Raw genomic sequence first — 23,777 nt, forward strand, 5'->3', positions numbered from 1 at the left:
ATCAGCGCCGCTTGATCGACCCAGATAGAATATCGTTCGGCCCCGGATCTTAAAGTTGCTCATGCTGCCCTCGTAAATCGCCAGTGGGCCGAAGCTGGCTAGCGAACCAAAAGCACCACCACCGTTCCCCAGAGCGCCAGCAGAACATTGCCGACAGCGTAGCTCACGCCGTAGCCGAGCGTCGGGACGGTACTCTTTGCAACTTCCTGAATCGCGGCGAGCGCCGGCGTCGCAGTCCCCGCGCCCGCGACGACGCCGAGCAGGATCCCGGGATGCATGCGAAACAGATGCTTGCCGGCGATCAGCGTGACGGTTTGAGCGGCCAGCATGACGACAACGGCGGCAATGATCAGACTTAGGCCGGATTCCCTGATGCCGCGCACGAAGTCGGTGCCGGCAGAGAGCCCGACGACTGCTATGAAGCCGGTCAGCCCCAGTGATTCGAACAACCACAATGTAGGCGTAGGTATCCGTCCCAGGACGGGACGCACGGATCGAAGCCAGCCGAACACCAGTCCTCCGAGCAGCACACCCACGCTTTCGCTGATGCCGATCTCCATCGCTGCGATGTGGACGGCGGGAATGCCCACGATCGCACCGAGCAGGATGCCGAGACCGACGAAGACCATGTCGGTCGCATCCGTAACGCGGTCAGGAACGCCTACCGCGGCAATCGCATCTTTCGTGCGTTCCGGGGGCCCGACCAGTGTAACGACGTCGCCGAGATGGATCACCGTTCCCGGGGCGAGCGGAAGCGGAAGCCCGCTGCGGCTGAGGTTTCGCAGGAAGACGCCGCGGGCGACCGGCAAACTCGCGAGCTCGCCTATTGTCCGACCATCGAGCCGCTTGTCGGTGACGATCACGTCGACCACGTCGGCGACGCCGGGAACGAGAGATGGCTCGGCGATCTCGACCCCAAACGCGCCGGCGTTCTCGATCAGTGGCTCGTGCCGCGCCGCTACCGCGATCCTGTCATTCGCGCGCAGCACGAAATCCGGAGAGGGATTCTCGGTTCTTTCATCACGGCGGACGCGGTCGATGTAGAAGCGTGCACCGGCGAACATGCCCTCCACGTCACCCACCGTACGGCCGGCAACCTTCGAGTCGGCTGCAATCTCGAATGTCCTCACCTCGAATTGGCGCCACGCATCGATCTGGTTCGCAGGGGTTGCACCGCCGGCCATGGCCGCTTCATAGGTCCGGCACTCGGCCGCAAGATCGACACCGAGAATGCGTGGTCCCATCTGCGACAGGAACCAGGTCGCCGCGATGACGCCGACGAGATAGGTGACCGCGAACGCAACGGGGATCTTGTTGGCGAGCGCCGTGCGGGCGGCCTCGTCCATGGCCAGGTGCGATATGGCGTCCGTTCCCGTACCGAGCGTCGCAGACTCCGTGAAGGTGCCTGCGAGCAGACCGACTGCGGTGCCCGCATCGTAGCCCAGGATCCGCGCCGCGGCGTATGTCAAACCCAGCGCGACGCAGGAAAAGATGGCCGCCAGCCCCGCCTGCGCGAGACCGTCCTTCTTCAGGCCCTGGAAGAATTGCGGACCGGTGCGATATCCGATCGAGAACAGGAACAGCAGGAAGAAGATCTGCTTGATCGCGCCGGGCAGCGTAATCCCAAGCTGTCCGACCAGGACTCCGGCAAGCAGCACACCTGTCACGGCGCCGAGTGTGAAGGAGCCGATGCGCAGGCGGCCGATCGCGTAGCCGAGCGTGATCGTCACGAAAAACGCAAGCTCGGGACGCTCACGCAGTTGCGCGATGAACCAGTCCATTATGTCCCCCCCAGTGCCTTGCCGTCAGCGGCCGAACTTGATCCCGCCTACTTTTCCACCCTGTGCCCGGTAGGACTCGACATAGCCGCGCGCGACCGCGCGTACGGCCCTGCCGATGTCGTCATAGGTATCGTCGGCCAGGTTGGCGAACGACACCCGCACGCTCCAGTTTGGCGCATCGAAGCCGCCGCCGTTGAGCAGCACCACGGCGTGGTCCTCGGCCAGCTTGTAGACGAGATCGAGCGGGTGAACGTTCTTCTTCAGCCATTGCACCATCTCTTCGCCGACATATTTGCGCAGCCAGAACTCGAAATCGATCGTGCCGTAATAATAAGCGAAGTTGGGATTCGGCTGGACATCCAGTGGCAGTCCCTCCAGCAGCGCCGCTACCCGGTGGTGACAGATCTCCATGCAGGCCTTTTGATAGACCTTCTTGGCGTCCATCAATTCGCTGAGCGAGAAGAACGTCATCATCACCTGCTGCGGCAGCGAGAGGCCTGCGGTGTGGTTCAGTGCAACGTCGCGGCTGTCGGCGACGATCCGATCGATCATCTTGAGTTCGCGGGGCGTGAGCGTGATCGAGCCGTAGCGCTTATCGAGGGCCGCCAAATCCTTCTCGGGCAATTTTGCGATCATCTCGTCGAGCAGATGATTCTCGTGCAGCGCGATGACCCCCAGCCGCCAGCCGGTGCAGCCGAAATATTTCGAATAGGAATAGACGCCGATGGTGTTGTGCGGCAGGTCCGCCATCAGCGAGCGGAATCCCGGCACGAACGTTCCGTAGACGTCGTCGGTCAGAAGGATCAGGTCGGGCCGCTTGTTCTTGATCAGGTCGACCAGCTTCTTGCGCGTGTCCGCATCCATCGCCATCGAGGTCGGGTTTCCGGGATTGCAGACGAAGAAGGCCTTGATCGCGGGGTCTTCGAGCTTCTTGAGTTCCTCGTCGGGATATTGGAAGCGATTCTCCTGGACCGCCTTCACATGCACGGCCTTGAAGGCGTAGTCCTCGAGTTCGGCGATTTCCATGTAGGGCGTGAAGATCGGCGTGCCCAAGGCGATCGTATCGCCCTTCTTGAGAATCCGGTTCGCCATCATCGATTTGAAAATGTAACACATGGCGGCAGTTCCGCCCTCGACCGCGTAGAGCTTGAACTCGCCCGGCGGCGGCTTGTCGCCGCACATCGCCCACATCAGGTAGCGGTGAACAACCTGCTCGGCGTGAACCAGCATCCGGTCGGGTACCGGATAGTTGTCGCCGATGATCGAGTCGGTCATTTCATAGACAAAGGCGTCCGCGTCGAACCCGAAAGTCTTGACGCTGAAATCGACGGCGCGGCCGAGGAACTCGGCTCCCGGCGCATCCGGATGCTTTGACAGCCAGGCTGTGAGCCGTCCCGCCGCGCCGCCTGGTTGCGGCATGCCGGCGAGGCCGGCCTGGGGATCGTCCATCGCCCGGCGCGCTTCGGTGAGTGCAAATTGGCCAAACAGGAAGAACGCCTCGCGTGGTGCCGTCGCGATCCAGTTCGGATTGCCTCGGCCGGCGTTGAGCAGGGCCTGGGCGGATTTGGCGGACGTCGCCTTTGCGAACTTGATCAAGCCATCCTTGATCTCGAACGGGCTCATCTTGTCGAATTGGGCGTAATCGACATTCGTCATGACATTCTCCGCCGCTCCGCTGGCGACCACCGCCGCGGTGTTGAAGAGGCCGCGACAGGCGGCCGACGTCAGTGTGCCGTCACATCATCAGCACGATGGCCATGCCGAAGATGGTCAGCAGCGTATTGCCTATGGCGTAGGGCATGCCGTAGCCCAGCGCCGGTACCTTGCTTTTCGCGGCTTCCTGAATCATGCCGAGTGCCGCCGTGGTTGTGCGCACCCCGGCGCAGGCGCCGAACAGGATGGCCGGATGGAACTTGAAGACGTAATGCCCCAGATAGACGGCGATGATGAGCGGAACGGAGGTCGCCACGATGCCCCAGACAAAGAGGCTGAGGCCGACCTCTTTCAGGCCGGCAACGAAGCCTGGCCCGGACGAGATGCCCACCACGGCAATGAAAATGTTGAGCCCGAGCGTGTTCATCAGCGCAAGCGCGGGACCCGGGATGCGACCGAATGTCGGATGGATGGTACGCAGCCAGCCGAGGATCAACCCGGAGAGCAGCGCACCGCCGCTGGTCGAAAGTCCAATCGGAACGCTGCCCCATTTATAGTTGAGAGCGCCGATCAGGCCGCCGACGAGGATGCCGGCGCCGAGGAAGGCAATGTCGGTGGCTTCGACCTGCCGGTCGGCGTAACCGATGTCTTTCGCAGCGGCATCCACACCGGATCTGCTGCCGACCAGGGTGAGAATATCGCCGCGGTGGATTTCGGTGCCGGGAAGGATCGGGATCTCGATCATGTTGCGCATGATCTTGCGCAGGAACACGCCGTGGGCCGACGGCCGCGTGCTCAGCTCCGCGAGTGTCCTGCCGTTGACCTCCTTATTCGTCACGAACACGTCGGTCACTTCAACGGGAACGTCGAGCAGAGCCTTGTCGTCGACCTCCCGGGCGCGCTCCGTGATCAGGTTGACGAGCAGGTCGCGCCGTCCTGCGACAGCGACAATATCGCCGGCCTGCAAAACCAGATCGGGTTTCCATTCCAGGATCTCGTTGCCGCGGCGGATGCGCTCGACAAGAAGTCGTCCCTTGGTCTCGCTTGCTTCGGCTTGCGCCACCGTCTTGCCCACGACGGGCATATCCGGCTCCAGCAGATAGGCGCGCACTTCCCAGTTTCGCCGCGCCGACATGACATCTTCGCCGGTGCCGCCGGCGCCCAGTTGCTTCTCATAGTCGGCGCAGGCTTTGGGGAGATCGATGCCAAGCAGCCACGGGCCGAGTTTTGCGAGCACGAGCGCGGAACCGATCGTTCCATAGATGTAAGTCACGGCGTAACCGATCGGAATCTTGTCCGCGAACGCCTTGGCCTGCTCGGCTGGCAGCCCGAGCCGCATGATCTGATCTGTAGCGACACCGATCGAGGCCGAGATCGTCTGCGAGCCTGCGTAAAGACCGGCGGCATAGCCGAGATCCAGCCCGGCGAGCTTTGCGCAGATCAGCGGCACAACCAGGCAAAACGCCAGCACGATGACGGCAAAGCCGATTTGCCTCGGCCCTTCCCGGGCAAGCCCCTGAAAGAACTGCGGACCCACTCCGTAACCCACCGCAAACAGAAACAGCAGGAAGAAGACTGATTTGACGTTGGGCGATATCGTGATCGCCAACTGCCCGATGACAACAGCGGCAAGGAGTGTCGCGGTGACGTTTCCCAGACTAAAGCCGGCAACCTTTACCGGTCCGATCCAGAATCCGATGGCGAGCGCAAAGAAAATCGCCAGTTCAGGGTAGGCCCGCAACGTGCTCACAAGCCAGTCCACTATCGCCTCCCGAGCAGTTGCTGTTTCGCCACTTGCTTGTCGACGTGTCGCCTGATCTCACCTCGCGCCGAACCAGACTTTCTTGTCTGGCCACGACTTTCGCCGCAGACTGTTCCATTTTTATCGAATGCAACAGTTCGGTATTTCTACTTCGACTAAAGCATCCTCCAGTTGCCGAGCCGTGGCAAGGGCCTCATCCGCGGATGAACGCGCTTTTGCCGCGTCAACGAGCGGATGGCTTTTGTATCCGGACCGGTTCCCTCAGTCCGCTACGGATCAAAGCGCCACCCTTGCCTTCAGCGCGCTTTCACGTAGGTCGCTCCTGCTGACCATAGATCAACGCGAATGGTTGTAATGTGCAGTTTGTGCCAGCCCAGATCCAGTTCGCTTTGTTCGATTGGGGGCAAGAGGAGCGGTGCCTGGTCGAAGGCGCCACTTTGCTGATCGCAATTGCAGGCATAGCCGGTGGGACAATCGAGACGAGATCACACCGCCTCAAGCTGATCCGCCGCGCGCTTCTTCTTCGCCTTCGACTGGCTGAGCAGGGGAGTTGCCGCGAGCGCCGCCGTATCGGCCACGCCCGGATCGCGCGAGACCATCGCCGCGACGATCGCCCCGTCGATCAAGAGACCGAGCTGATGCGCGAGCACCACGGGCTCCGCCGAGCCCAACTCGCCGGCGAGCTTCTCGATGTGGCCGAGCACGATCTTCTTGTGCTTCATCGCGATGTTGCGGAATTGCTTCGCGTCCTTGTCGTGCTCGCCGACCGCATTGATGAAGGGGCAGCCGTAGAAGCGCTCCTCCGCAAACCAGCTCTTCAGCGCCGGAAAGATGCGCGTCAGTTTCGTTTGCGCGTCGCCGCCGCCTGCTTCCATCGCGCCGATGAACCATTCGCGCCACTGCTTGCCTTCGCTCTCCAGCACAGCATTGACGAGATTGGTTTTGGAGCCGAACAATTTGTAGAGCGTGGTCTTCGCGGTGCCGGCTTCCTCGATGATCGCATCGATACCGGTGGCGTTGATTCCGTTCTTGCAGAACAGATGCGTCGCGGCGTTGAGCAAACGCCCTCGCGCGGATTCGTCTTCGCCCATGCCGGCGTGCGGCGAATGAGAGTTCTTCTTTGACGACGTCTTGTTGAGTAAGGACTTGGCCATGAGTCCAAACTTACCCGCAGCCGCGCCGCATCAGCAAGCCGCATCTGTTCCGCGCTGAAAAGATTCGCACGGCAAAGCGCATCTGCATCGCCTTTGAGCAGGAGGCGGCTGAGCAATCCGCAGGCAGCGCCGGCTAAGCGGCTCCAATGCTTCGCATTTTGATTTTGGCCTCATCTGGCATGCTCCGTGCAAGGAAACAGACCGTTCGGTATCCTGCCGATTTCCTCGGCTGCCAGGGAGAAAACTGATGACTGCCGTCGTTCAAAAAACGGTGCTGACGGGTTGCCTTGCACCCATCGACAAGAATGGCCTCGAGCAACTGATCGCCAACGGCAAGGCCAATCCGAAGGTCGTCAAGACCTTGAAGTGCAAGACGGTCGCGGAAGGAAAATTCCGCCACGCCAACTACATCCGCAACCTACAGCCGTATATCGTCGACGAGCCGCCGGGCCTTCTGGGCGACGACACCGCGCCCAATCCGTCGGAAGCCTCGCTCGCCGCGCTCGGCTCCTGCCTTGCGGTCGGACTGCACGCCAACGCCGTGCATCGTGGCTGGATCGTCAACAAGCTCGAGCTCGAGCTCGAAGGCGACCTCAACATCACCGCGGTCTGGGGCACCGGCGATGTCTCCGACAAGCCGGTCGGCTTCACCGACGTGCGCGTCAAGGTCGACATGGCGTGCGAGGGGGTCTCGCAGGACGACATCAACGCGCTGGTCGCCCATGTGAAGAAATGGTCGCCGGTCGCCAACACCTTCACCCGCCCGATCAATCTCGAGGTCGGCATCTAGCAGACGGCAATCAGGACAAGGGTGCGGGAGACGATCATGGGTTCACTGGCTTTATCGCGGGTCGAAGCTTTAGATCAGACCGCACCGTCCATTGCAGGCGAGGTGGCGCGGATCGCGCGGGAGCAGCTCGCGCCGCTCGCCGCCGGCATCGATGCCGGCTCGGTCTATCCGGCCGAGGTGTTGCGAAAATTCGGCGAGGTCGGCGCCTGGGGCAGTCACATGCCCCATGAAGGGCCTGCGGATCTGCGCTGCGCGATCCAGGCGATGGCGGCGATCGGCGAGGTCTGTGGCGCCACGGCCTTCATGGCCTGGTGCCAGAACACGCTGGTCTGGTACGCCGCCAACTCGACCAATATGAAACTGGCAAAGCGTTTTGGCGATGCTTTCTCGACCGGCAGGCTGCTCGGCGGCACCGGACTGTCCAATCCGATGAAGAGCTTTTTCGGCATCGAGAAGCTCAAATTGAAGGGACGCAAGGTCGATGGCGGCTACATCGTTCGCGGCGCGCTGCCCTGGGTCTCCAATCTCGGCCCCGACCATTATTTCGGCACCATCTTCGAGAGGGAAGATGAGCCTGGCCTGGTGATGTTCCTGGCCGACTGCTCCGACCCCGCGATCACGCTGACGCCGTGCAAGCCGTTCCTCGCCATGGACGGCACCGGCACGTATGGCGTGCAGTTCCGCGATGTCTTCGTGCCGGATGAGCTGATCCTCGCCGATCCCGCCGGTCCGTTCGTGAAGAAGATCCGCGCGGGCTTCATCCTGCTCCAGGCCGGCATGGCGCTTGGCCTCATCCGGGACTGCATCAACATCATGGACGAGGTCGATGGTTCCCTCGGCCACGTCAACCGCTATCTGCCGCAGCAGCCGGTGCATTTCCGCGACCTCGCCGCCGAGCTCGAGGCGGAGACCATGGCGCTGGCGCGCGATCCCTACAATGAAGAGGAGACCTACTGGCGCAAGGTGATCGCGCTGCGCTTGCGCGCGGGCGAAGCCGGCGTCGCGGCGGCGCATGCGGCGATGCTGCATTGTGGCGCGCGCGGCTACCTCAAGAGTCACCGCGTGCAGCGGCGCCTGCGCGAGGCCTATTTCGTCGCGATCGTCACGCCTGCCACCAAGCAGTTGCGCAAGATGCTCGCCGACGCCTGAGTTTTTGCGAGTCCACCCCGAAGACCCCAAACCTCAACGGAGAGGCTGCCATGACTGACGTCCTGATTACTGCCGTCGAACTTGCCGATCTCTTGAAGACCGAACCGTGTGTCATCGTCGACACCCGCAACCCCGACGCCTACGCCGCCGGGCATCTCCCCAACGCCGTCAACGTCCATGAGATTTTCACGTTTCTCGCGACCTCGACGCCCGAAGGAATGGCCGAGCTGAAGACCAAGTTCGCCGACGCCTTCGGCGGTGCCGGCCTTTCCGGCAAGGAAACGGCTGTGATTTACGAACAGTCGATGAACTCCGGCTTCGGGCAGTCCTGCCGCGGCTACTACCTGCTCACCATGCTCGGCTATCCCAAGATCAAGGTGCTGCATGGCGGGTTCGATGCGTGGTCGGCCGCGGGCTTCCCGGTGACGAAGGATGTCCCGGCGCCGGCCAAGGCCTCTTTCTCGATCGTGCCGGAAGCCGGCGACATCCTGATCGACGCGAAAACCATGTTAGGCGCCGTCGGCAAGCCCGGCATCGCGATCCTCGACGTGCGCGACGTCGACGAGTGGATCGGCGACAGCTCGTCGCCCTACGGCAAGGATTTCTGCCCGCGCAAAGGCCGCATCCCCGGCGCTGTCTGGCTGGAATGGTACCGCATGATGAAGCCGACCGCCGAAGGCCCGCGCTTCAAGTCCAAGGACGAGATCTTGGCGGAATGCGCCACCGTCGGCATCTCGACGACCACGCCGGTCTATCTCTACTGCTTCAAGGGGGCGCGTGCCTCGAACACGTTCCTGGCGCTCAAGAACGCCGGCGTGAAGGACGTCCGGATGTATTTCGGCTCCTGGAACGAATGGTCACGCGATCCCTCGCTGCCGATTGAGCAGGGGCTGCCGGTGGCTGCCCAGGTAACAGGCAAGGCGGCATAGAATCTGCATGCTTCCCGTAGTCCAGCTGCGCAAGGTGTAGCCGGGCCACGAAGGAATTTTGACCTGTCGCGACGGGCAGCGAAGCCCGTCGCGAGAGGTGTGACAAAGGGGCGCAGCAACATGTCCACGTTCGACGATCCGTTCGATGCCGACCGCAATCTTCAAGCTGGCTGTGCGTGCGGGCAGCATCGCTCGGCGGCGGAGCATGAGCATGCGGAATTGTCGTTGCGCTGCGAGCCGGTCGAGAGCGAGGAGAAGCGTTACGAGGGCGTGGTTGCCTCCGCCGTCATGCGGGCGATGTTTCCGCAGGACGCGGCGCGCCGCGCGTTCCTGAAATCGGTCGGTGCGTCCACCGCACTTGCTGCGCTGTCGCAGTTCTTCCCGATCAAGACGGCGACCGAAGTGTTCGCCGAGACTGGCACACCCGAGAAGAAAGATCTCAAGGTCGGCTTCATCCCGATCACCTGCGCGACGCCGATCATCATGGCGGCGCCGCTGGGGTTCTATTCCAAGCACGGTCTCAACGTTGACGTGGTCAAGACCGCCGGCTGGGCCGTGATCCGCGACAAGACCATCAACAAGGAATACGACGCCGCCCACATGCTGGCGCCGATGCCGATCGCGATCTCCCTCGGCCTCGGCGCTAACGCGATTCCCTTTGCCGTGCCCGCGATCGAAAACATCAACGGGCAGGGCATCACGCTTGCGATGAAGCACAAGGACAAGCGCGATCCGAAGGACTGGAAGGGCATGAAGTTCGCGATCCCCTTCGACTACTCCATGCACAACTATCTGCTGCGCTACTATCTCGCGGAGCACGGCATCGATCCCGATACCGACGTGCAGCTGCGCTCGGTGCCGCCGCCGGAAATGGTCGCGAACCTGCGTGCCGACAACATCGATGGCTTCCTCGCGCCGGACAATATCTGCCAGCGCGCGATCTATGACGGCGTCGGCTTCATGCATCTCTTGTCAAAGGAGATCTGGGACGGCCATCCCTGCTGTAGCTTTGCCGCGAGCCGCGAATTCATCACGACGGCGCCGAACAGCTTTGCCGCGCTGACGCGCGCCATCGTCGATGCAACCGCTTATGCGTCGAAAACGGAGAACCGCAAGCAGATCGCGGAAGCGATCGCGCCGGCGAATTATATCAACGCTCCGGTCACGGTGCTGGAGCAGGTCCTGACTGGCACCTATGCCGACGGACTCGGCGGCGTGAAGACCGATGCCAAGCGCGTCGATTTCGATCCGTTCCCCTGGCAGTCGTTTGCGGTGTGGATGCTGACGCAGATGAAGCGCTGGGGCCAGATTAAGGGCGACGTCGATTACAAGGCGGTCGCCGAGCAGGTGTATCTCGCAACCGACACCAGGAAGCTGATGACCGAGATGGGCCTCACGCCGCCCGCCAGTGCGTACAAATCGTTCGCGGTGATGGGCAAGACTTTTGATCCGGCGAAGCCGGACGATTACGTCGCCAGCTTCAAGATCAGGAAGGCGTCGTGAGCGAATTTCTCTCACCACTGTCGTCCCCGCGAAGGCCGGGACCCATACCGCGTGATTCATCGATTGCGGAAAGTGGCAGTACCGAACAACTAGTCTTCGCCAAACTTCTCCCTGGGGTTATGGGTCCCGGCCTTCGCCGGGACGACATGCGGAGAGGTCTTGCATAATGACCACCACCTCCCTCCGTCTCCGCGCCGGCCTCGTCTCGATCGTGCTGCTCGCCGCATTCCTCGGCGTCTGGCATCTCGCCACGCGTTCGACCGGCGCCATCGCCACGATGAGCCCGGAATACGCCAAGTTGATGGGCCTCACTGCGACGCAGGGCAAATCCGCCATGCCCGGCCCGCTCGATGTCGGCGCCAAGCTCTGGGAGCACCTTGAGCGGCCGTTCTATGACAACGGGCCGAACGACAAGGGGCTCGGCATCCAGCTCGGCTATTCGATCGCGCGTGTCGGCGCCGGCTACTTCCTGGCCGTGCTCGTCGCCATCCCGCTCGGCTTCCTGATCGGCATGTCGCCGCTGCTAAGCCAAGCGCTCGATCCCTTCATCCAGGTCTTGAAGCCGATCTCGCCGCTGGCCTGGATGCCGCTCGCGCTCTACACCATCAAGGATTCCTCGATCTCCGCGATCTTCGTGATCTTCATCTGCTCGATCTGGCCGATGCTGCTCAACACCGTCTTTGGCGTCGCCAGCGTTCGCAGGGAATGGATCAACGTCGCGCGCACGCTCGAGGTCGGAACGTTCCGGCGCGCCTTCACGGTGATCCTGCCGGCGGCGGCGCCGACGATTTTGACCGGCATGCGCATCTCCATCGGCATCGCCTGGCTCGTGATCGTCGCCGCCGAAATGCTCGTCGGCGGCACCGGCATCGGCTACTTCGTCTGGAACGAGTGGAACAACCTCTCGATCACCAATGTCATCATCGCGATCCTGCTGATCGGGGTCGTCGGCATGCTGCTCGACCAGATCCTCGCGCGCTTCACGCGCATGGTCACGTTTCCGGAGTAGGGTGGTGCTGATGATGTTCACCGGCGCAGCCGCAAGTTCACCTCGCCCCGCTTGCGGGGAGAGGTCGGATCGCATCGTTAGATGCGATCCGGGTGAGGGGGACTCTCCGCGAGTCCAACTCTCGCCGTCCTCGCGGAGACTCCCCCTCACCCCAACCCTCTCCCCGCAAGCGGGGCGAGGGGGCGCAGCAGGCTTGCGGAGCCGCTGCCCATGATCGACAAATTCATCTCCATCGAAGGCATCGCGAAGCGCTATCCCGGCGCAAGCGGCGGCACGACCGCCGTGTTCGAGAATTTGTGGCTGTCGATGGCGCGTGGCGAGTTTTGCTGCGTGATCGGCCATTCCGGCTGCGGCAAGACCACCGTACTCAACATCCTCGCCGGCCTCGATGCGCCGAGCGAGGGGGCCGTCATCGTCGACGGGCAGGCGATTTCAGGCACGAGCCTCGACCGCGCCGTGATCTTCCAGAGCCATGCGCTGTTGCCTTGGCGCACCGTGCTCGGCAACGTCGCCTATGCCGTGACCTCGAAATGGCGCAGTTGGGATCGCGCCAAGGTCAAGGCGCATGCGCAGACCTTCATCGATCTCGTCGGCCTGACAGGGTCGGAGCACAAGCGTCCGTCAGAACTGTCCGGCGGCATGAAGCAGCGCGTCGGCATCGCGCGTGCGCTCTCGATCACGCCGAAGATGATGCTGATGGACGAGCCGTTCTCGGCGCTCGATGCACTGACGCGCGGCACGCTGCAGGACGAGGTGCGACGGATTTGTCTGGAGACCGGGCAGACCGCGTTCATGATCACGCATGACGTCGACGAGGCGATCTATCTGGCCGACAAGATTTTCCTGATGACCAACGGTCCCGGCGCGGTGCTGGCGGAGGTTGTCGAAAATCCGCTACCAAAAGATCGAGGCCGCACCGATCTGCATCGCCATCCGCTTTACTATGCGCTGCGCAACCACATCATCGATTTCCTGGTCAGCCGCAGCAAGAATTTTGCGGCCGAGAAGCCGGGCCATGATCCGCGCAATGTGCCCGTGGTTCACATCGGCAAGCCCGGGCTCACGATTGCGGCTGACGCCAAGGCGGTGCCGCCCAGAGAGACGTCATGGCCGGACTTGTCCCGGCCATCCACGTCTTCTTAGTGCGGCCAAGAACGTGGATGCCCGGGACATTTTGCAGGTAGATGTGCTTCGCACTTCTGCCCCTGGCATGACGAGACTTAACAAGAGGAGACCCTGACATGAAACGCGAAGACCTCACTGAAAAGCTGCTCGACATCAAGCGCGAGAAGGGCTGGAGTTGGAAACACATCTGCGAGCAGATCGGCGGCTATTCCGAGGTGCTGATCGTCGGCGCGATCCTCGGCCAGATGAAATTGACAAAGCCGCAAGCCGCGAACGCCGCTGAACTGTTCGGCCTGTCGAAGTCCGAGACCACCATGCTCAACGAGACGCCGATGCGCGGCATGTCGATGCCGCCGACCGATCCGCTGATCTATCGCTTCTACGAGTTGGTCATGGTTAACGGCCCAGCGTGGAAGGCGCTGATCGAGGAGGAGTACGGCGACGGCATCATGTCGGCGATCGACTTCGACATGGTGATGGAGCGCCTGCCCAACCCGAAGGGCGACCGCGTCAAGATCACGATGAGCGGCAAATTCCTGCCGTACAAATACTATGGCGCCAGCGGCAACGTGCCGGAATACGGGTTCAAGGAAGGCTGAGCGGGGCGAATGGCGAATTGCGAGTAGCGAATGGGGTTCTCCATTCGCTATTCGCCACTCCCTATTCGCCCATTTATTCGCCTATTTCCCCGCCTTCACCTCGGCCACCGCCACCGCGGCGAGCTCGTTCATCTTGGCGCGAATCGCCTGCTCGGTGACGGCGACGTTCTTGGCGGCGAAATCGGCCGCGACCTTGCGCAGGACGTCACCGTCGCCGGCTTCCTCGAAATCGGCCGCGACAACCTCCTTGGCGTAAGCTGTGGCCGCCTCGCCGGTGATGCCGAGCTTTTCGGCCGCCCACAGGCCAAGCAGCCGGTTGCGGCGGGCTTCTGCCTTGAACTTCTGCTCCTCGTCGAGGGCGAACTTCTTCTCAAAGCCTTCCTCGCGCTTGTCGAACGTGGTCATGCCTGTTCCAATTCCCTGCTGACTGGACCCGGCGGCCCTCGTTGCGACGGCCCCGGCGCATGCCTAGATAGGGGGCACGAATCGGCAAAACAACGAGCCGTTAAGCCGCAGGCAAGACGGTATAATTCAGCGCCGGATGGGTCGGATCGATTGTGCTGGGACAGCCAATCGGATAGGTTGCCTGAGGCTTGGTTCCTGTTCTGTTTCTATGGGTTCCGGGCCGTTCACGGCAGCTCCGCTGTGGGTCGTAGTTCTCGTCAACCGGAGCACACCAGACACATGGATTTCAACAAAACACGGTACATCCCCATGAGCCGTCGGCGTCGCATTTATGAAGGCAAGGCAAAGGTTCTTTACGAAGGCCCGGAGCCCGGTACCCTGATCCAGCACTTCAAGGATGACGCCACCGCGTTCAATGCGAAAAAGCATCAGGTGATCGAGGGCAAGGGTGTCCTCAACAACCGGATCTCGGAGTACCTGTTTCAGCACCTCAACGACATCGGGGTGCCGACCCATTTCATCCGCCGCCTCAACATGCGCGAGCAGTTGATTCGCGAAGTCGAAATCGTGCCGCTGGAAGTGGTGGTGCGGAATGTCGCCGCGGGCTCGCTGTCGCAGCGGCTCGGCATCGAGGAGGGCACGCAGCTGCCGCGCTCGATCATCGAATTCTACTACAAGAACGACCAGCTCAACGACCCCATGGTGTCGGAAGAGCACATCACCGCCTTCGGCTGGGCGACGCCGCAGGAAATCGACGACATCATGGCGCTCGCCATCCGCGTCAACGATTTCCTCACCGGCCTCTTCCTCGGCATCGGCATCCGCCTCGTCGACTTCAAGATGGAATGCGGGCGATTGTTCGAAAACGAGATGATGCGGATCATCGTCGCCGACGAGATCTCGCCGGACTCCTGCCGTCTCTGGGACATCAAGTCGAACGAGAAGCTCGACAAGGATCGTTTCCGCAGGGATCTCGGCGGCCTCCTGGAAGCCTATACCGAAGTCGCCAAGCGCCTCGGTATCCTCATGGAGAACGAGCGTCCGGCGGGCTCCGGCCCGGTGCTGGTGAAGAGCTAAAGGGGATTTCGACGTGAAGGCACGTGTCACCGTTACCTTGAAGACGGGCATCCTCGATCCGCAGGGCAAGGCCATCGAAGGCGCGCTGAAGTCGCTCGGCGTCGACGGCGTCGCCAGCGTCCGCCAGGGCAAGGTGTTCGACATCGAGCTCGCCGGCGCCGACAAGGCCAAGGCGGAGGCCGCGTTGAAAGACGCGGCCGACAAGCTGCTGGCGAACACCGTGATCGAGAATTATCGGGTCGAGATCGTGTAACTCGCGCGGGGGCTTCACAGCCATCCGACGCGGCGGAAGCGCCAGTACAATCCGAGGCAGGCGAGCGCCATCAATCCCAACACTATGAAGTAGCCGTATTCCAGCTGTAGCTCCGGGATGTACTTGAAGTTCATTCCGTAGATGCCGGCGACTGCGGTAGGGACGGCCAGGATCGCGAGCCACGAGGCGAGCTTCTTGGAGACAGCGGTCTCCTGCGCCTGGCCGACCAGCAGGCTCGCTTCGAAGGCGAAGGCCAGCACCTCGCGCATGGAATCGATGCGCTCCTGGATGTTGCGGACGTGGTCGGTGACGTCGCGAAACAGGGTCTGCATGGCCGGGCGCACCATCGACAGCTCGTCATGCTCCAGCCGGCGGCAGACTTCGACCAGGGGGCCGATGGCGTTGCGGAGCCGCAGCAGGTCGCGGCGCAGCATGTACAGCCGCTCGATCTGCGCCTTGGTAATGGCGTTCGAGAGCACGTAGTCCTCGATCTCCTCGACTTCCTCGTGAATGCTCTCGAGCACGGGAGAGTAGTTGTCGACGATGAAATCGAGGATCGCATAGAGGATGTAGTCCTCGCCGCGGGCGAGCGCGCGCGGGCAGCTCTCGCAGCGCTCGCGCACCGCCGTGTAGGAGGTCGAGGCGCCGTGACGGACCGTCACGAGATAGCCGTCGCCGATGAAGATGTGGGTCTCGCCGAAGGCGATCCGGCCTTCGATCAATTGCGACGTGCGCGCAACGATGAACAGGGCCTCGCCATACTGCTCGATCTTGGGCCGCTGATGGGCGTTATTGGCGTCCTCGATGGCGAGCTCGTGCAGGTCGAACTGCTTCTGCACCGCGCCGAGCAGCTCCATGTCGGGTTCGTGTAGGCCGATCCAGACCACATGGCCGGGCTTGGCCCGCCAGCTCGAAGCCTCGCTGATGGCGATATTAGCGACGCGCCGGCCGTCGACATAGGCGCCGGCGGCGACGACGCCCTCGGCGGACACCGGTTCGGATTGGGATGTGGGCAGCGACGGGACATTCATGGCTTCAATCCCGGGCAAAATCGTTGGCAGAAGCGCCGTGGCTATGGCCTGTGTACAAGGCCGTCCGGCGAGGCTAGCACTGGTAAAATCCCCGTCAAATGGCTATGTCTCGTCACGATTTGGCCCGCTGGCCCACCCGATTCCCGCCACCGTTGGAACCTGAACCATGAAAGCCGCCATCCTCGTCTTTCCCGGAATCAACCGCGAGCGCGACATGGCGCGCGCGCTGAGGCTGATCTCGGGCAACGAACCGGCGATGGTGTGGCACGCCGAGACGTCGCTGCCTGCCGGCACCGATCTCGTCGTGGTGCCCGGCGGCTTCTCCTACGGCGATTATCTTCGCTGTGGCGCGATCGCGGCGCGGGCGCCGGTGATGGATGCGGTGCGTGACTATGCGGCCAAGGGCGGCCTCGTGCTCGGCGTCTGCAACGGTTTTCAGATCCTCTGCGAATCCGGCCTGCTGCCGGGCGTGCTGATGCGCAACGCGCGGCTGAAGTTCATCTGCCGCGACGTGCATCTGCGCGTCGAACGCTCCGACACGCCGTTCACCCGCGGCTACAATGCCGGCCAGGTGATCCGTGTTCCGGTCGCGCATGGCGAGGGCAATTACGAAGCGGATGAAGAGACCATCAAGCGGCTCGAGGGCGAGGGGCGGGTGCTCTATCGCTACTGTTCCGCCGATGGCGTGGTCGACGAGGGTCATAATATCAACGGCGCAGCGCATTCCATCGCCGGCCTCGTCAACGACAAGGGTAACGTGCTCGGCATGATGCCGCACCCGGAAAACCACGTCGAAGACATCATGGGCTGCACCGACGGCCGCGGCCTGTTCGCCGGCCTCGTCCAGCATCTGGAAAAGGCCGCGTGATTTCTTTCGTGTTGAAGCGGTCTCTCACCGCGATCGCGGCGCTTTCGTTCGCGACCGCCGCGTTCGCGCAGGATTTTCCCAAGCGTCCGATCACGATGATCGTGCCGTTCGCGGCCGGCGGCACGTCGGATGTGATCGCGCGCACGGTCGCCGAGCAGATGGGCGTGGCGCTCGGCCAGACCATCGTGATCGAGAACGTCGCGGGCGCCGGCGGCTCGACTGCGCTCGCGCGCGCCTCCCGCGCCGAGCCTGACGGCTATACGATCGCGATCGGCAATGCCGGCACGAATGCCGCGACCTACACGATCTATCCAAAGCTGCCGTTCACGCCGGACTCCTTCGCGCCGATCGGAATGGTTGCGAAGACATTCGGCATCATCGCGTTACGCAAGGATTTTCCGGCGAAGGATCTGAAAGAGTTCATTGCCTACGCCAAGGCCAACCCCGGCAAGATCAATCTGGGTCACGCCGGCGTCGGCTCGTCGAACTACCTGATTTGCAAAAGCTTCGTGACGGCCGCGGGCATCGACGCGACGCTGGTCGGCTATCGTGGCGCTTCGCCTGCGCTGACGGACGCGATCGGCAGCCAAATCGACGGCGTCTGCGATGCGGCTGCCTCCGTCTCGCAGTCGATCAACGAGAAGCTGGTGAGGGGCCTCGTGGTCGGCTCGACCGTGCGGCTCGCCTCGTTGCCCGATTTGCCCACCTCGGCGGAAGCTGGCCTGCCCGAATTCGAGGCGCAGGGCTGGAATGGTCTGTTCGGGCCCAGGGGCACACCGCCGGCGGTGATCGCCAAGCTGAATGCCGCCGCGCGCACCGCGGTGGAAACCGACGCTGTGAAGAAGCGTTTTGCCGAGCTCTCGACCGTTGCCCCCGACGACAACGAGCACACGCCCGAGTTGCTTCAGCAGCTCGTGACGCGCGACGTCGAGAAATACCGGAAACTGCTCGCGGACGACGCCAAGTAATTGCTATCGCAGCTTCAACCGTTCCGCCGGCACCGTCATCGCGGCGACGCCGGCCATGACCAGCAGCAGGCCCAGCGCCAGGTTCGACGGCACACTCTCGCCGAGCAGCAGTATGGAGAGGCCGACGCCGATCGGGATGCGCAAGTACCCTTGTGCGTTGGTGGTCAGCGTGCCTAGCCGTCCCAGGCACATGTAGAACAGCATTAGCCCCAAGGCGCTGGAGACAATCCCCATCACGATGGTGGCTGTGATCGCCGTTGGCGTCGGGTGCAGCGTCCAGGGCTGGTCGATGATCAGCGAAGGTGGCAGCAGCACGAGGCCGCCGAACAACAGAGAGCCGGCCGCCACCACCATCGGGTCGTACTCCGACAGCCGCAGGCCGAAGATCGTGGCGCAGGCAAAGGAGACGGTGGCAAGCAGGATCGCGATCTCGGCCACGATCTCGCTACCGAAGCCGCGCAGCGCATCGAGGCCGACGATGACGATTGTGCCGGCGAGGCCGAGGGTCGCGCCGGCGAGCTTCAACAGCGTCGCCGGCTCATGCCGGGTGATCAGCGAGGTGATCAGGAAGGCGAAGATCGGCGTGGTCGAGGCCAGCACCACCGTGTTCGACGCCGGCACATATTGCTGCGACCAGGTGATGATCAGGAACGGAAAGGTCGAGTTGATCAATTGCTGGACCGCGAACAGCTTCCAGGCCTTTGCGTCGGTCGGGATCCTGACGCCGCGCATCCACAGGATCGCGAACAGGAAGGCGGCCGCGATCAGCGAGCGTGCCGAGATGAAGGTGATCGGCGGGATCGTGTCCAAAGCGAGCTTGGCCAGCGGATAGGTGGAGCTCCAGCAGCAGGCGAGCGCGAACAAGAGCGCATAGTCGCGCCAGTTGCGCGCGCCGGTGGCGGCGATGGACGATAGCGGCGTCGGTACGTCAGCCGCCGTGCGACCCGTCGGCGATGTGCTCTGCGGCACCTTGGTCTTGCTCCCCGGCGCGACAGCGCTTGCCCAACTCTGGGCGAGGGGACGCCAAAAGGGAAGGCGCCGAGCTATGCGTTTGGCTGAGAGAGCGGCTTCCGCTTCACCCGCTTGATCGTGCCGGAGAAGGTGAACAGCCGGCGCTCGCCGGAGGCCATCTGCCCGCGCAGGAAGATCAGCGAGCCGCCGGCGCGGGTGACCTCGCCGGTGCACTCGATCAAATCGCCCTCTTGCCCCGCATCGAGGAATTCGCAGGCGAAATTGACGGTCACGCCCCGGCTGTTCAGCGCATTGCGGCCGATCGCGAACAGGCAGTAGTCGGCGAAGGCCATGAAGCAGCCGCCATGGACGTTCCCCGAGCCGTTCAGGTGCTTTTTCTCGACCCGGAAGGCGCAGCGGACGCTGCCGTCCGTCTCCAGGCGGTGCCAGAAGGGGCCGATATGGTTCTCAAAGCTGTCGCGGATCCAGGTCTGCCACCCCTTGAATTCCCCTTCGGTGGCAACATGCAGGTCAGGGCGCTGGGAAGGGGCCGTTTTGGTCAATTCGTGCAAGGAAATGGGCCTTCAATTGCGGGTCTTGAGCCCTTAAATCCGATCCGTCCGCGCCGTGCAATTCCCGTTCCCGCACGCCTCGGCCGCAAAACGTGGGACAGCGGGAAAATGCGCCATAAAGGGCTTTTCCAAGCCGCCCGATGTTCCTAAGAACGGCCAACCGCCGCCGAAAGCCCCGAATCCATGAAGAACGAACCCAAGATCACACCCGAGCTGGTTGCCGCCCACGGGCTCAAGCCCGATGAGTATGAGCGCATCCTGAAGCTGATCGGGCGGGAGCCGACCTTCACCGAGCTCGGCATCTTCTCGGCGATGTGGAACGAGCACTGCTCGTACAAATCCTCGCGCATCCATTTGCGCGGCCTGCCGACCAAGGCGCCCTGGGTGATCCAGGGCCCGGGCGAGAACGCCGGGGTGATCGACATCGGCGACGGCCAGGCCGTGGTCTTCAAGATGGAGAGCCACAACCACCCGAGCTACATCGAGCCGTACCAGGGCGCGACTACCGGCGTCGGCGGCATTTTGCGCGACGTCTTCACCATGGGCGCGCGTCCGATCGCCTGTCTGAACGCGCTGAGTTTTGGCGCGCCGGAGCATGCCAGGACGCGGCATCTCGTCTCCGGCGTGGTCGCAGGCGTCGGCGGCTACGGCAATTCCTTCGGCGTGCCGACGGTCGGCGGCCAGATGCGCTTCCACACCCGCTATGACGGCAACATCCTCGTCAACGCGATGGCCGTCGGCCTCGCGGGTACCGACAAGATCTTCTATGCCGCCGCCTCCGGCGTGAACATGCCGATCGTCTATCTCGGCTCCAAGACGGGCCGCGACGGCATTCACGGCGCCTCGATGGCCTCGGCCGAGTTCGACGACAAGTCCGAGGAGAAGCGCCCGACCGTGCAGGTCGGCGATCCCTTCGCCGAGAAGCTGCTGCTCGAGGCCTGCCTCGAGATCATGGAGAAGGGCTGCGTCATCGCGATCCAGGACATGGGCGCGGCCGGCCTGACCTGCTCGGCGGTCGAGATGGGCGCCAAGGGCGACCTCGGCGTCGACCTCGATCTCGATGCGGTGCCGACCCGTGAGACCGGCATGAGCGCCTACGAGATGATGCTCTCGGAAAGCCAGGAGCGCATGCTCATGGTGCTCAAGCCCGAGAAGGAGAAGGAAGCCGAGGCGATCTTCAAGAAGTGGGGGCTCGATTTCGCCGTCGTCGGCTACACCACGCCGAGCAAGCGTTTCGTGGTCAAGCATGGCGGCGACGTCATGGCCGACCTGCCGATCAAGGAGCTCGGCGACGAGGCGCCGCTCTATGACCGGCCGCACGTCCCCTCCGCCGCGCTGCCGATCGTGCACGCCCGCGAGGTGCCGGCGCCGATGGGCGTCGGTGCAGCACTGGAGAAGCTGATCGGCACGCCCGACATGTGCAGCAAGCGCTGGGTCTGGGAGCAGTATGACCACGTCATCCTCGGCAACACCATGCAGCGCCCCGGCGGCGATGCCGCCGTCGTGCGTGTGCAGGACGGGCCGAAGGGACTGGCGCTGACCGTCGACGTCACGCCGCGCTATTGCGAGGCTGATCCCTATCAAGGCGGAATGCAGGCCGTGGCGGAAGCCTGGCGCAACATCACGGCCGTCGGCGGCAAGCCGCTCGCGATCACCGACAATCTCAACTTCGGCAATCCGGAGCGGCCCGAGATCATGGGCCAGTTCGTCGGTTGCCTGAAGGGCATTTCGGACGCCTGCCGCACGCTCGACTTCCCGGTCGTGTCCGGCAATGTCTCGCTCTACAACGAGACCAACGGCCGAGCGATTTTGCCGACGCCCTCGATCGGCGGTGTCGGCCTGCTCGACGACTTCACCAAGTCGGCCTCGCTCGCCTTCAAGGCCGAGGGCGAGGCGATCCTGCTGATCGGCGAGACCCATGGCTGGCTCGGCCAGTCCGTCTATTTGCGCGACATCTGCGGTCGCGAGGAGGGCGCCCCGCCGCCGGTCGATCTCGCCGCCGAGAAGCGCAACGGCGATTGTGTGCGCGGCATGATCCATGCGGGCACCGCCACCGCCGCGCACGATCTCTCCGATGGCGGCCTGCTGGTCGCATTGGCCGAGATGGCGATGGCCAGCGGCATCGGCGCGAAGCTGCTCGCTGCACCTGGCGCGCTCGTCTCGCAGGCCTATTGGTTCGGCGAGGACCAGGCGCGCTATCTCGTCACCGTGCCAGAAACGGAAGCCGGCCGCGTGCTCGCCAAGATGCGCGGCTGCGAGGTGCCTTGCGTGCGTATCGGCACCACAGGCGGTGATGCGATTGCGATTGCCGCCGAGGCGCCGGTTGCGATCGATACGCTGCGGGCTTCTTTTGAACGCTGGCTGCCGGAGTATATGGGCGGGAAGGCGGCGTAGGTCGCTTTCTCAGATCCGTTGGCTCCATGCGGACTACGATTCTTCGTTGCCGCAAGCTCAACCGTCATCCTGAGCTGCGCGCCCTTGCGCGCCTCGAAGGATGGGCTGCAAGCGCGTGCGGCCCATCCTTCGAGGCTTCACCTTGCGATGCAAATGCATCGCAAGGTTCGCAGCTCAGGATGACGGCGGTGAATGTGGCAGGCTCCATCCGGGCTTCGAGAGTTCACGCCCTCACAGCACGTGCGAGGCGCCCGGAATCTTCCGTAACGCCGCCGTCAGGCCCCAACTGAGGATCACCGTGAGCACGAAGCCGATCGCGGCCTTCACGATCGCAGGCCACCCGTAGTCGAACAGCGCGTACTGGATCCACAGCGCGATCGGATAATGCACCAGGAACATGCCATAGGCATCCGCCTGCATGCGGTCGAGCAGGGTCGGCGCCGGCGCCTTCGAATGCAGGAAGAAGGCGAGGATCGCGAGCAGGATCGAGCCTGAGAACAGTACGAAGAACGTGCCGTAGATTGCCTGATACCAGTGCGGCTGCACGTCGGGATTGCCGAGGATTTCGCGCTTGACGTAGATCATGCCCCACATCAGGCAGTAGGGGATCAGCGTTGCGATCAGCCATAGCCAGCGGCTCTTCGGCAATTGGCCGTCGGCGCTGAGGATACCGCGATCGAAATTCGCCGCACCGACGCTGACGCCGATAAAGAAATAGGCGAAGTAGAGCAGGATGCGGCTTGCCTGCACCGAGAACGGCCCGAACTCGAACCATCGGTTGCCGCCGAAATAGAGCAGTGCCGGTACGTAGACGATGGCCGTGACGACGACGAGCAGCAGCCAGAATGCCGCCGGCTGGTCAAACCCGCGCAGCGAAACGCGGTTGACCGGATCGACCAGATGCGCGGAGACCCGGTAGAGCAAGCTGGCGGTGAGGTCGAATGCCAGCAGCACCCACACGAACCAGATCGGACCGCTTGGCCACGGGCCAACGGTGATCGTCTTCCACCAGAATGCCGCGAAGGTCAGTTCGGGATCCTGCCGCAGCGCGATCGCGTAATAGGCGAGCGGAATGACGGTGAAGGCCGCGATCGCGAACGGCAATCCGAGCCGCAAGAGGCGATCGCGCAGGAAGACCGACGGCGCCTTGCGCGCGATGCCGGGCCAGGTGAACAGGCCCGACAGGAAGAAGAACATCGCCATGAAGAAGCTGTCGGTGGCAAGCACGACGATGTCGAAGCCGATCCAGGACGCCGGATCGGTGTGGCCGAAATAGGTGTAGGGAATGACAGAGTGGTGCAGCAGCACCACCAGCGTCAGGAAGGTGCGGGCACGGTCGAGCGACAGATTGCGCGCCTTAGCTTTTGGCGCGGCGTGAGCCTCTGCACCCAGCGTTGCAGAATGTGACATCGTGATCATGGCCGCCCCGGTCGCGTTTCTCTCCCGGCGGGACTCTGCCGCCGGGAACCCGATTCAGCAAGGGCAGTTTGTGCCGCGAAAACCTTCTGTCGTGCGTTTAGGAACCAGTTCCACACAACGCAGTTAGCGTTCCGGAAATGGGTGAGGGACCGCGGATCGCGGTCGCCATTGTCGCGGAGCTGACGATGACGATCTTGAAATGGGCGCTGATCTTCCTGCTGATCTCGATCGTGGCAGGTGTGCTCGGGTTCACCGGCATCTCGGCCGCCTCCGCCGACATCGCCCGCTTCCTGTTCTACGTCTTCGTCGTGATCTTCCTGGTACTGCTGATACTTGGGCTCACGGTCTTCAGGGCGTAGCAGGCAGACGGGAGATTTGAAATGAC

At 63.1% G+C, this 23,777-nt stretch carries 22 protein-coding genes; 13 read left to right on the forward strand and 9 right to left on the reverse strand.

Translation table 11 applies throughout. The features are described 5' to 3' along the window. Positions 1 to 98 precede the first annotated feature (98 nt). The 4 genes from aspT (ABIB73_RS16830) to ABIB73_RS16845 all read right to left on the reverse strand — a co-directional run bounded on the left by aspT (ABIB73_RS16830) (position 99) and on the right by ABIB73_RS16845 (position 6,350). Positions 99 to 1,781: an aspartate-alanine antiporter gene (gene aspT / locus ABIB73_RS16830; RefSeq protein ID WP_354225453.1), complete on the reverse strand. Its 1,683-nt coding sequence runs from the start codon at positions 1,779 to 1,781 to the stop codon at positions 99 to 101. A gap of 24 nt (positions 1,782 to 1,805) precedes the next feature. Continuing rightward, positions 1,806 to 3,437: a bifunctional aspartate transaminase/aspartate 4-decarboxylase gene (locus tag ABIB73_RS16835; protein ID WP_354225454.1), complete on the reverse strand. Its 1,632-nt coding sequence runs from the start codon at positions 3,435 to 3,437 to the stop codon at positions 1,806 to 1,808. 79 nt (positions 3,438 to 3,516) lie between these two features. Further along, positions 3,517 to 5,199, reverse strand: coding sequence for an aspartate-alanine antiporter (aspT, locus tag ABIB73_RS16840; protein WP_354225928.1), 1,683 nt, complete (start codon positions 5,197 to 5,199; stop codon positions 3,517 to 3,519). A 482-nt stretch (positions 5,200 to 5,681) separates the two neighbouring features. Next, positions 5,682 to 6,350, reverse strand: a complete 669-nt coding sequence (locus tag ABIB73_RS16845) for a TetR/AcrR family transcriptional regulator (RefSeq protein WP_354225455.1) — start codon at positions 6,348 to 6,350, stop codon at positions 5,682 to 5,684. A gap of 247 nt (positions 6,351 to 6,597) precedes the next feature. Here ABIB73_RS16845 and ABIB73_RS16850 point away from each other — a divergent pair, with 247 nt between their 5' ends. From ABIB73_RS16850 to cynS, 7 genes are all read left to right on the forward strand, one after another. Beyond that, positions 6,598 to 7,140 (forward strand): OsmC family protein, encoded by a 543-nt coding sequence (locus ABIB73_RS16850; RefSeq protein WP_354225456.1) that lies wholly within the window; start codon positions 6,598 to 6,600, stop codon positions 7,138 to 7,140. Between the two features lie 36 nt (positions 7,141 to 7,176). Further along, a complete protein-coding gene (locus ABIB73_RS16855) occupies positions 7,177 to 8,289 on the forward strand; it encodes an acyl-CoA dehydrogenase family protein (RefSeq protein ID WP_354225457.1) in 1,113 nt (370 codons plus the stop codon). Between the two features lie 50 nt (positions 8,290 to 8,339). Next, entirely contained in the window at positions 8,340 to 9,218 is an 879-nt protein-coding gene (locus ABIB73_RS16860) for a sulfurtransferase (RefSeq protein WP_354225458.1), read from the forward strand. Between the two features lie 120 nt (positions 9,219 to 9,338). After that, positions 9,339 to 10,721 (forward strand): CmpA/NrtA family ABC transporter substrate-binding protein, encoded by a 1,383-nt coding sequence (locus ABIB73_RS16865; RefSeq protein WP_354225459.1) that lies wholly within the window; start codon positions 9,339 to 9,341, stop codon positions 10,719 to 10,721. A gap of 166 nt (positions 10,722 to 10,887) precedes the next feature. After that, positions 10,888 to 11,730, forward strand: a complete 843-nt coding sequence (ntrB, locus tag ABIB73_RS16870) for a nitrate ABC transporter permease (RefSeq protein WP_354225460.1) — start codon at positions 10,888 to 10,890, stop codon at positions 11,728 to 11,730. Positions 11,731 to 11,940: 210 nt separating this feature from the next. Further along, positions 11,941 to 12,873, forward strand: a complete 933-nt coding sequence (locus tag ABIB73_RS16875) for an ABC transporter ATP-binding protein (protein ID WP_354225461.1) — start codon at positions 11,941 to 11,943, stop codon at positions 12,871 to 12,873. Between the two features lie 98 nt (positions 12,874 to 12,971). Beyond that, positions 12,972 to 13,454 (forward strand): cyanase, encoded by a 483-nt coding sequence (gene cynS, locus ABIB73_RS16880; protein ID WP_354225462.1) that lies wholly within the window; start codon positions 12,972 to 12,974, stop codon positions 13,452 to 13,454. An 81-nt stretch (positions 13,455 to 13,535) separates the two neighbouring features. On the opposite strand, the gene ABIB73_RS16885 is transcribed toward cynS, so the two are convergent. After that, complete coding sequence (locus ABIB73_RS16885) at positions 13,536 to 13,859, reverse strand: DUF1476 domain-containing protein (protein ID WP_354225463.1); 324 nt, start codon at positions 13,857 to 13,859, stop codon at positions 13,536 to 13,538. A 309-nt stretch (positions 13,860 to 14,168) separates the two neighbouring features. Here ABIB73_RS16885 and purC point away from each other — a divergent pair, with 309 nt between their 5' ends. Together purC and purS are read left to right on the forward strand one after the other, a co-directional pair. After that, positions 14,169 to 14,936, forward strand: a complete 768-nt coding sequence (purC, locus tag ABIB73_RS16890; RefSeq protein WP_008974302.1) for a phosphoribosylaminoimidazolesuccinocarboxamide synthase — start codon at positions 14,169 to 14,171, stop codon at positions 14,934 to 14,936. A gap of 13 nt (positions 14,937 to 14,949) precedes the next feature. Beyond that, a complete protein-coding gene (gene purS, locus ABIB73_RS16895; RefSeq protein ID WP_148773046.1) occupies positions 14,950 to 15,189 on the forward strand; it encodes a phosphoribosylformylglycinamidine synthase subunit PurS in 240 nt (79 codons plus the stop codon). 14 nt (positions 15,190 to 15,203) lie between these two features. Here purS and corA read toward each other — a convergent pair whose 3' ends face one another. After that, positions 15,204 to 16,220, reverse strand: a complete 1,017-nt coding sequence (gene corA / locus ABIB73_RS16900; protein WP_354225464.1) for a magnesium/cobalt transporter CorA — start codon at positions 16,218 to 16,220, stop codon at positions 15,204 to 15,206. A 166-nt stretch (positions 16,221 to 16,386) separates the two neighbouring features. Here corA and purQ point away from each other — a divergent pair, with 166 nt between their 5' ends. Together purQ and ABIB73_RS16910 are read left to right on the forward strand one after the other, a co-directional pair. Beyond that, entirely contained in the window at positions 16,387 to 17,088 is a 702-nt protein-coding gene (gene purQ, locus ABIB73_RS16905) for a phosphoribosylformylglycinamidine synthase subunit PurQ (protein WP_354225465.1), read from the forward strand. Continuing rightward, positions 17,085 to 18,056 carry a tripartite tricarboxylate transporter substrate binding protein BugD gene (locus ABIB73_RS16910; protein WP_354225466.1) on the forward strand — a complete coding sequence of 324 codons (972 nt, stop codon included), beginning with the start codon at positions 17,085 to 17,087 and terminating at the stop codon, positions 18,054 to 18,056. Before purQ ends, ABIB73_RS16910 begins: the two co-directional genes overlap by 4 nt. 3 nt (positions 18,057 to 18,059) lie before the next feature. Here ABIB73_RS16910 and ABIB73_RS16915 read toward each other — a convergent pair whose 3' ends face one another. Further along, positions 18,060 to 19,025 (reverse strand): DMT family transporter, encoded by a 966-nt coding sequence (locus ABIB73_RS16915; protein ID WP_354225467.1) that lies wholly within the window; start codon positions 19,023 to 19,025, stop codon positions 18,060 to 18,062. Positions 19,026 to 19,099: 74 nt separating this feature from the next. Further along, positions 19,100 to 19,579, reverse strand: a complete 480-nt coding sequence (locus tag ABIB73_RS16920; protein ID WP_354225468.1) for a PaaI family thioesterase — start codon at positions 19,577 to 19,579, stop codon at positions 19,100 to 19,102. 183 nt (positions 19,580 to 19,762) lie between these two features. Here ABIB73_RS16920 and purL point away from each other — a divergent pair, with 183 nt between their 5' ends. After that, on the forward strand, positions 19,763 to 21,973 hold the full coding sequence (purL, locus tag ABIB73_RS16925) for a phosphoribosylformylglycinamidine synthase subunit PurL (RefSeq protein ID WP_354225469.1): 2,211 nt from the start codon (positions 19,763 to 19,765) through the stop codon (positions 21,971 to 21,973). Positions 21,974 to 22,204: 231 nt separating this feature from the next. Here purL and ABIB73_RS16930 read toward each other — a convergent pair whose 3' ends face one another. Beyond that, positions 22,205 to 23,392, reverse strand: a complete 1,188-nt coding sequence (locus tag ABIB73_RS16930) for an acyltransferase family protein (protein WP_354225470.1) — start codon at positions 23,390 to 23,392, stop codon at positions 22,205 to 22,207. 185 nt (positions 23,393 to 23,577) lie between these two features. Between ABIB73_RS16930 and ABIB73_RS16935 the strand changes: the two genes are divergently transcribed. Beyond that, positions 23,578 to 23,751 (forward strand): DUF1328 domain-containing protein, encoded by a 174-nt coding sequence (locus ABIB73_RS16935; protein ID WP_083514194.1) that lies wholly within the window; start codon positions 23,578 to 23,580, stop codon positions 23,749 to 23,751. Positions 23,752 to 23,777 lie beyond the last annotated feature (26 nt).

Origin of the sequence: Bradyrhizobium sp. F1.4.3 (genome assembly GCF_040548375.1) — a bacterium.
Taxonomy (GTDB): domain Bacteria; phylum Pseudomonadota; class Alphaproteobacteria; order Rhizobiales; family Xanthobacteraceae; genus Bradyrhizobium.

Coding starts and splice junctions, on each gene's coding strand:
- aspT (WP_354225453.1), bottom strand. CDS start 1,781: ATGGACTGGTTCATCGCGCAACTGCGTGAGCGTCCCGAGCTTGCGTTT.
- ABIB73_RS16835 (WP_354225454.1), bottom strand. CDS start 3,437: ATGACGAATGTCGATTACGCCCAATTCGACAAGATGAGCCCGTTCGAG.
- ABIB73_RS16845 (WP_354225455.1), bottom strand. CDS start 6,350: ATGGCCAAGTCCTTACTCAACAAGACGTCGTCAAAGAAGAACTCTCAT.
- ABIB73_RS16850 (WP_354225456.1), top strand. CDS start 6,598: ATGACTGCCGTCGTTCAAAAAACGGTGCTGACGGGTTGCCTTGCACCC.
- ABIB73_RS16855 (WP_354225457.1), top strand. CDS start 7,177: ATGGGTTCACTGGCTTTATCGCGGGTCGAAGCTTTAGATCAGACCGCA.
- ABIB73_RS16860 (WP_354225458.1), top strand. CDS start 8,340: ATGACTGACGTCCTGATTACTGCCGTCGAACTTGCCGATCTCTTGAAG.
- ABIB73_RS16865 (WP_354225459.1), top strand. CDS start 9,339: ATGTCCACGTTCGACGATCCGTTCGATGCCGACCGCAATCTTCAAGCT.
- ntrB (WP_354225460.1), top strand. CDS start 10,888: ATGACCACCACCTCCCTCCGTCTCCGCGCCGGCCTCGTCTCGATCGTG.
- ABIB73_RS16875 (WP_354225461.1), top strand. CDS start 11,941: ATGATCGACAAATTCATCTCCATCGAAGGCATCGCGAAGCGCTATCCC.
- cynS (WP_354225462.1), top strand. CDS start 12,972: ATGAAACGCGAAGACCTCACTGAAAAGCTGCTCGACATCAAGCGCGAG.
- ABIB73_RS16885 (WP_354225463.1), bottom strand. CDS start 13,859: ATGACCACGTTCGACAAGCGCGAGGAAGGCTTTGAGAAGAAGTTCGCC.
- purC (WP_008974302.1), top strand. CDS start 14,169: ATGAGCCGTCGGCGTCGCATTTATGAAGGCAAGGCAAAGGTTCTTTAC.
- corA (WP_354225464.1), bottom strand. CDS start 16,220: ATGAATGTCCCGTCGCTGCCCACATCCCAATCCGAACCGGTGTCCGCC.
- purQ (WP_354225465.1), top strand. CDS start 16,387: ATGAAAGCCGCCATCCTCGTCTTTCCCGGAATCAACCGCGAGCGCGAC.
- purL (WP_354225469.1), top strand. CDS start 19,763: ATGAAGAACGAACCCAAGATCACACCCGAGCTGGTTGCCGCCCACGGG.
- ABIB73_RS16930 (WP_354225470.1), bottom strand. CDS start 23,392: ATGATCACGATGTCACATTCTGCAACGCTGGGTGCAGAGGCTCACGCC.
- ABIB73_RS16935 (WP_083514194.1), top strand. CDS start 23,578: ATGACGATCTTGAAATGGGCGCTGATCTTCCTGCTGATCTCGATCGTG.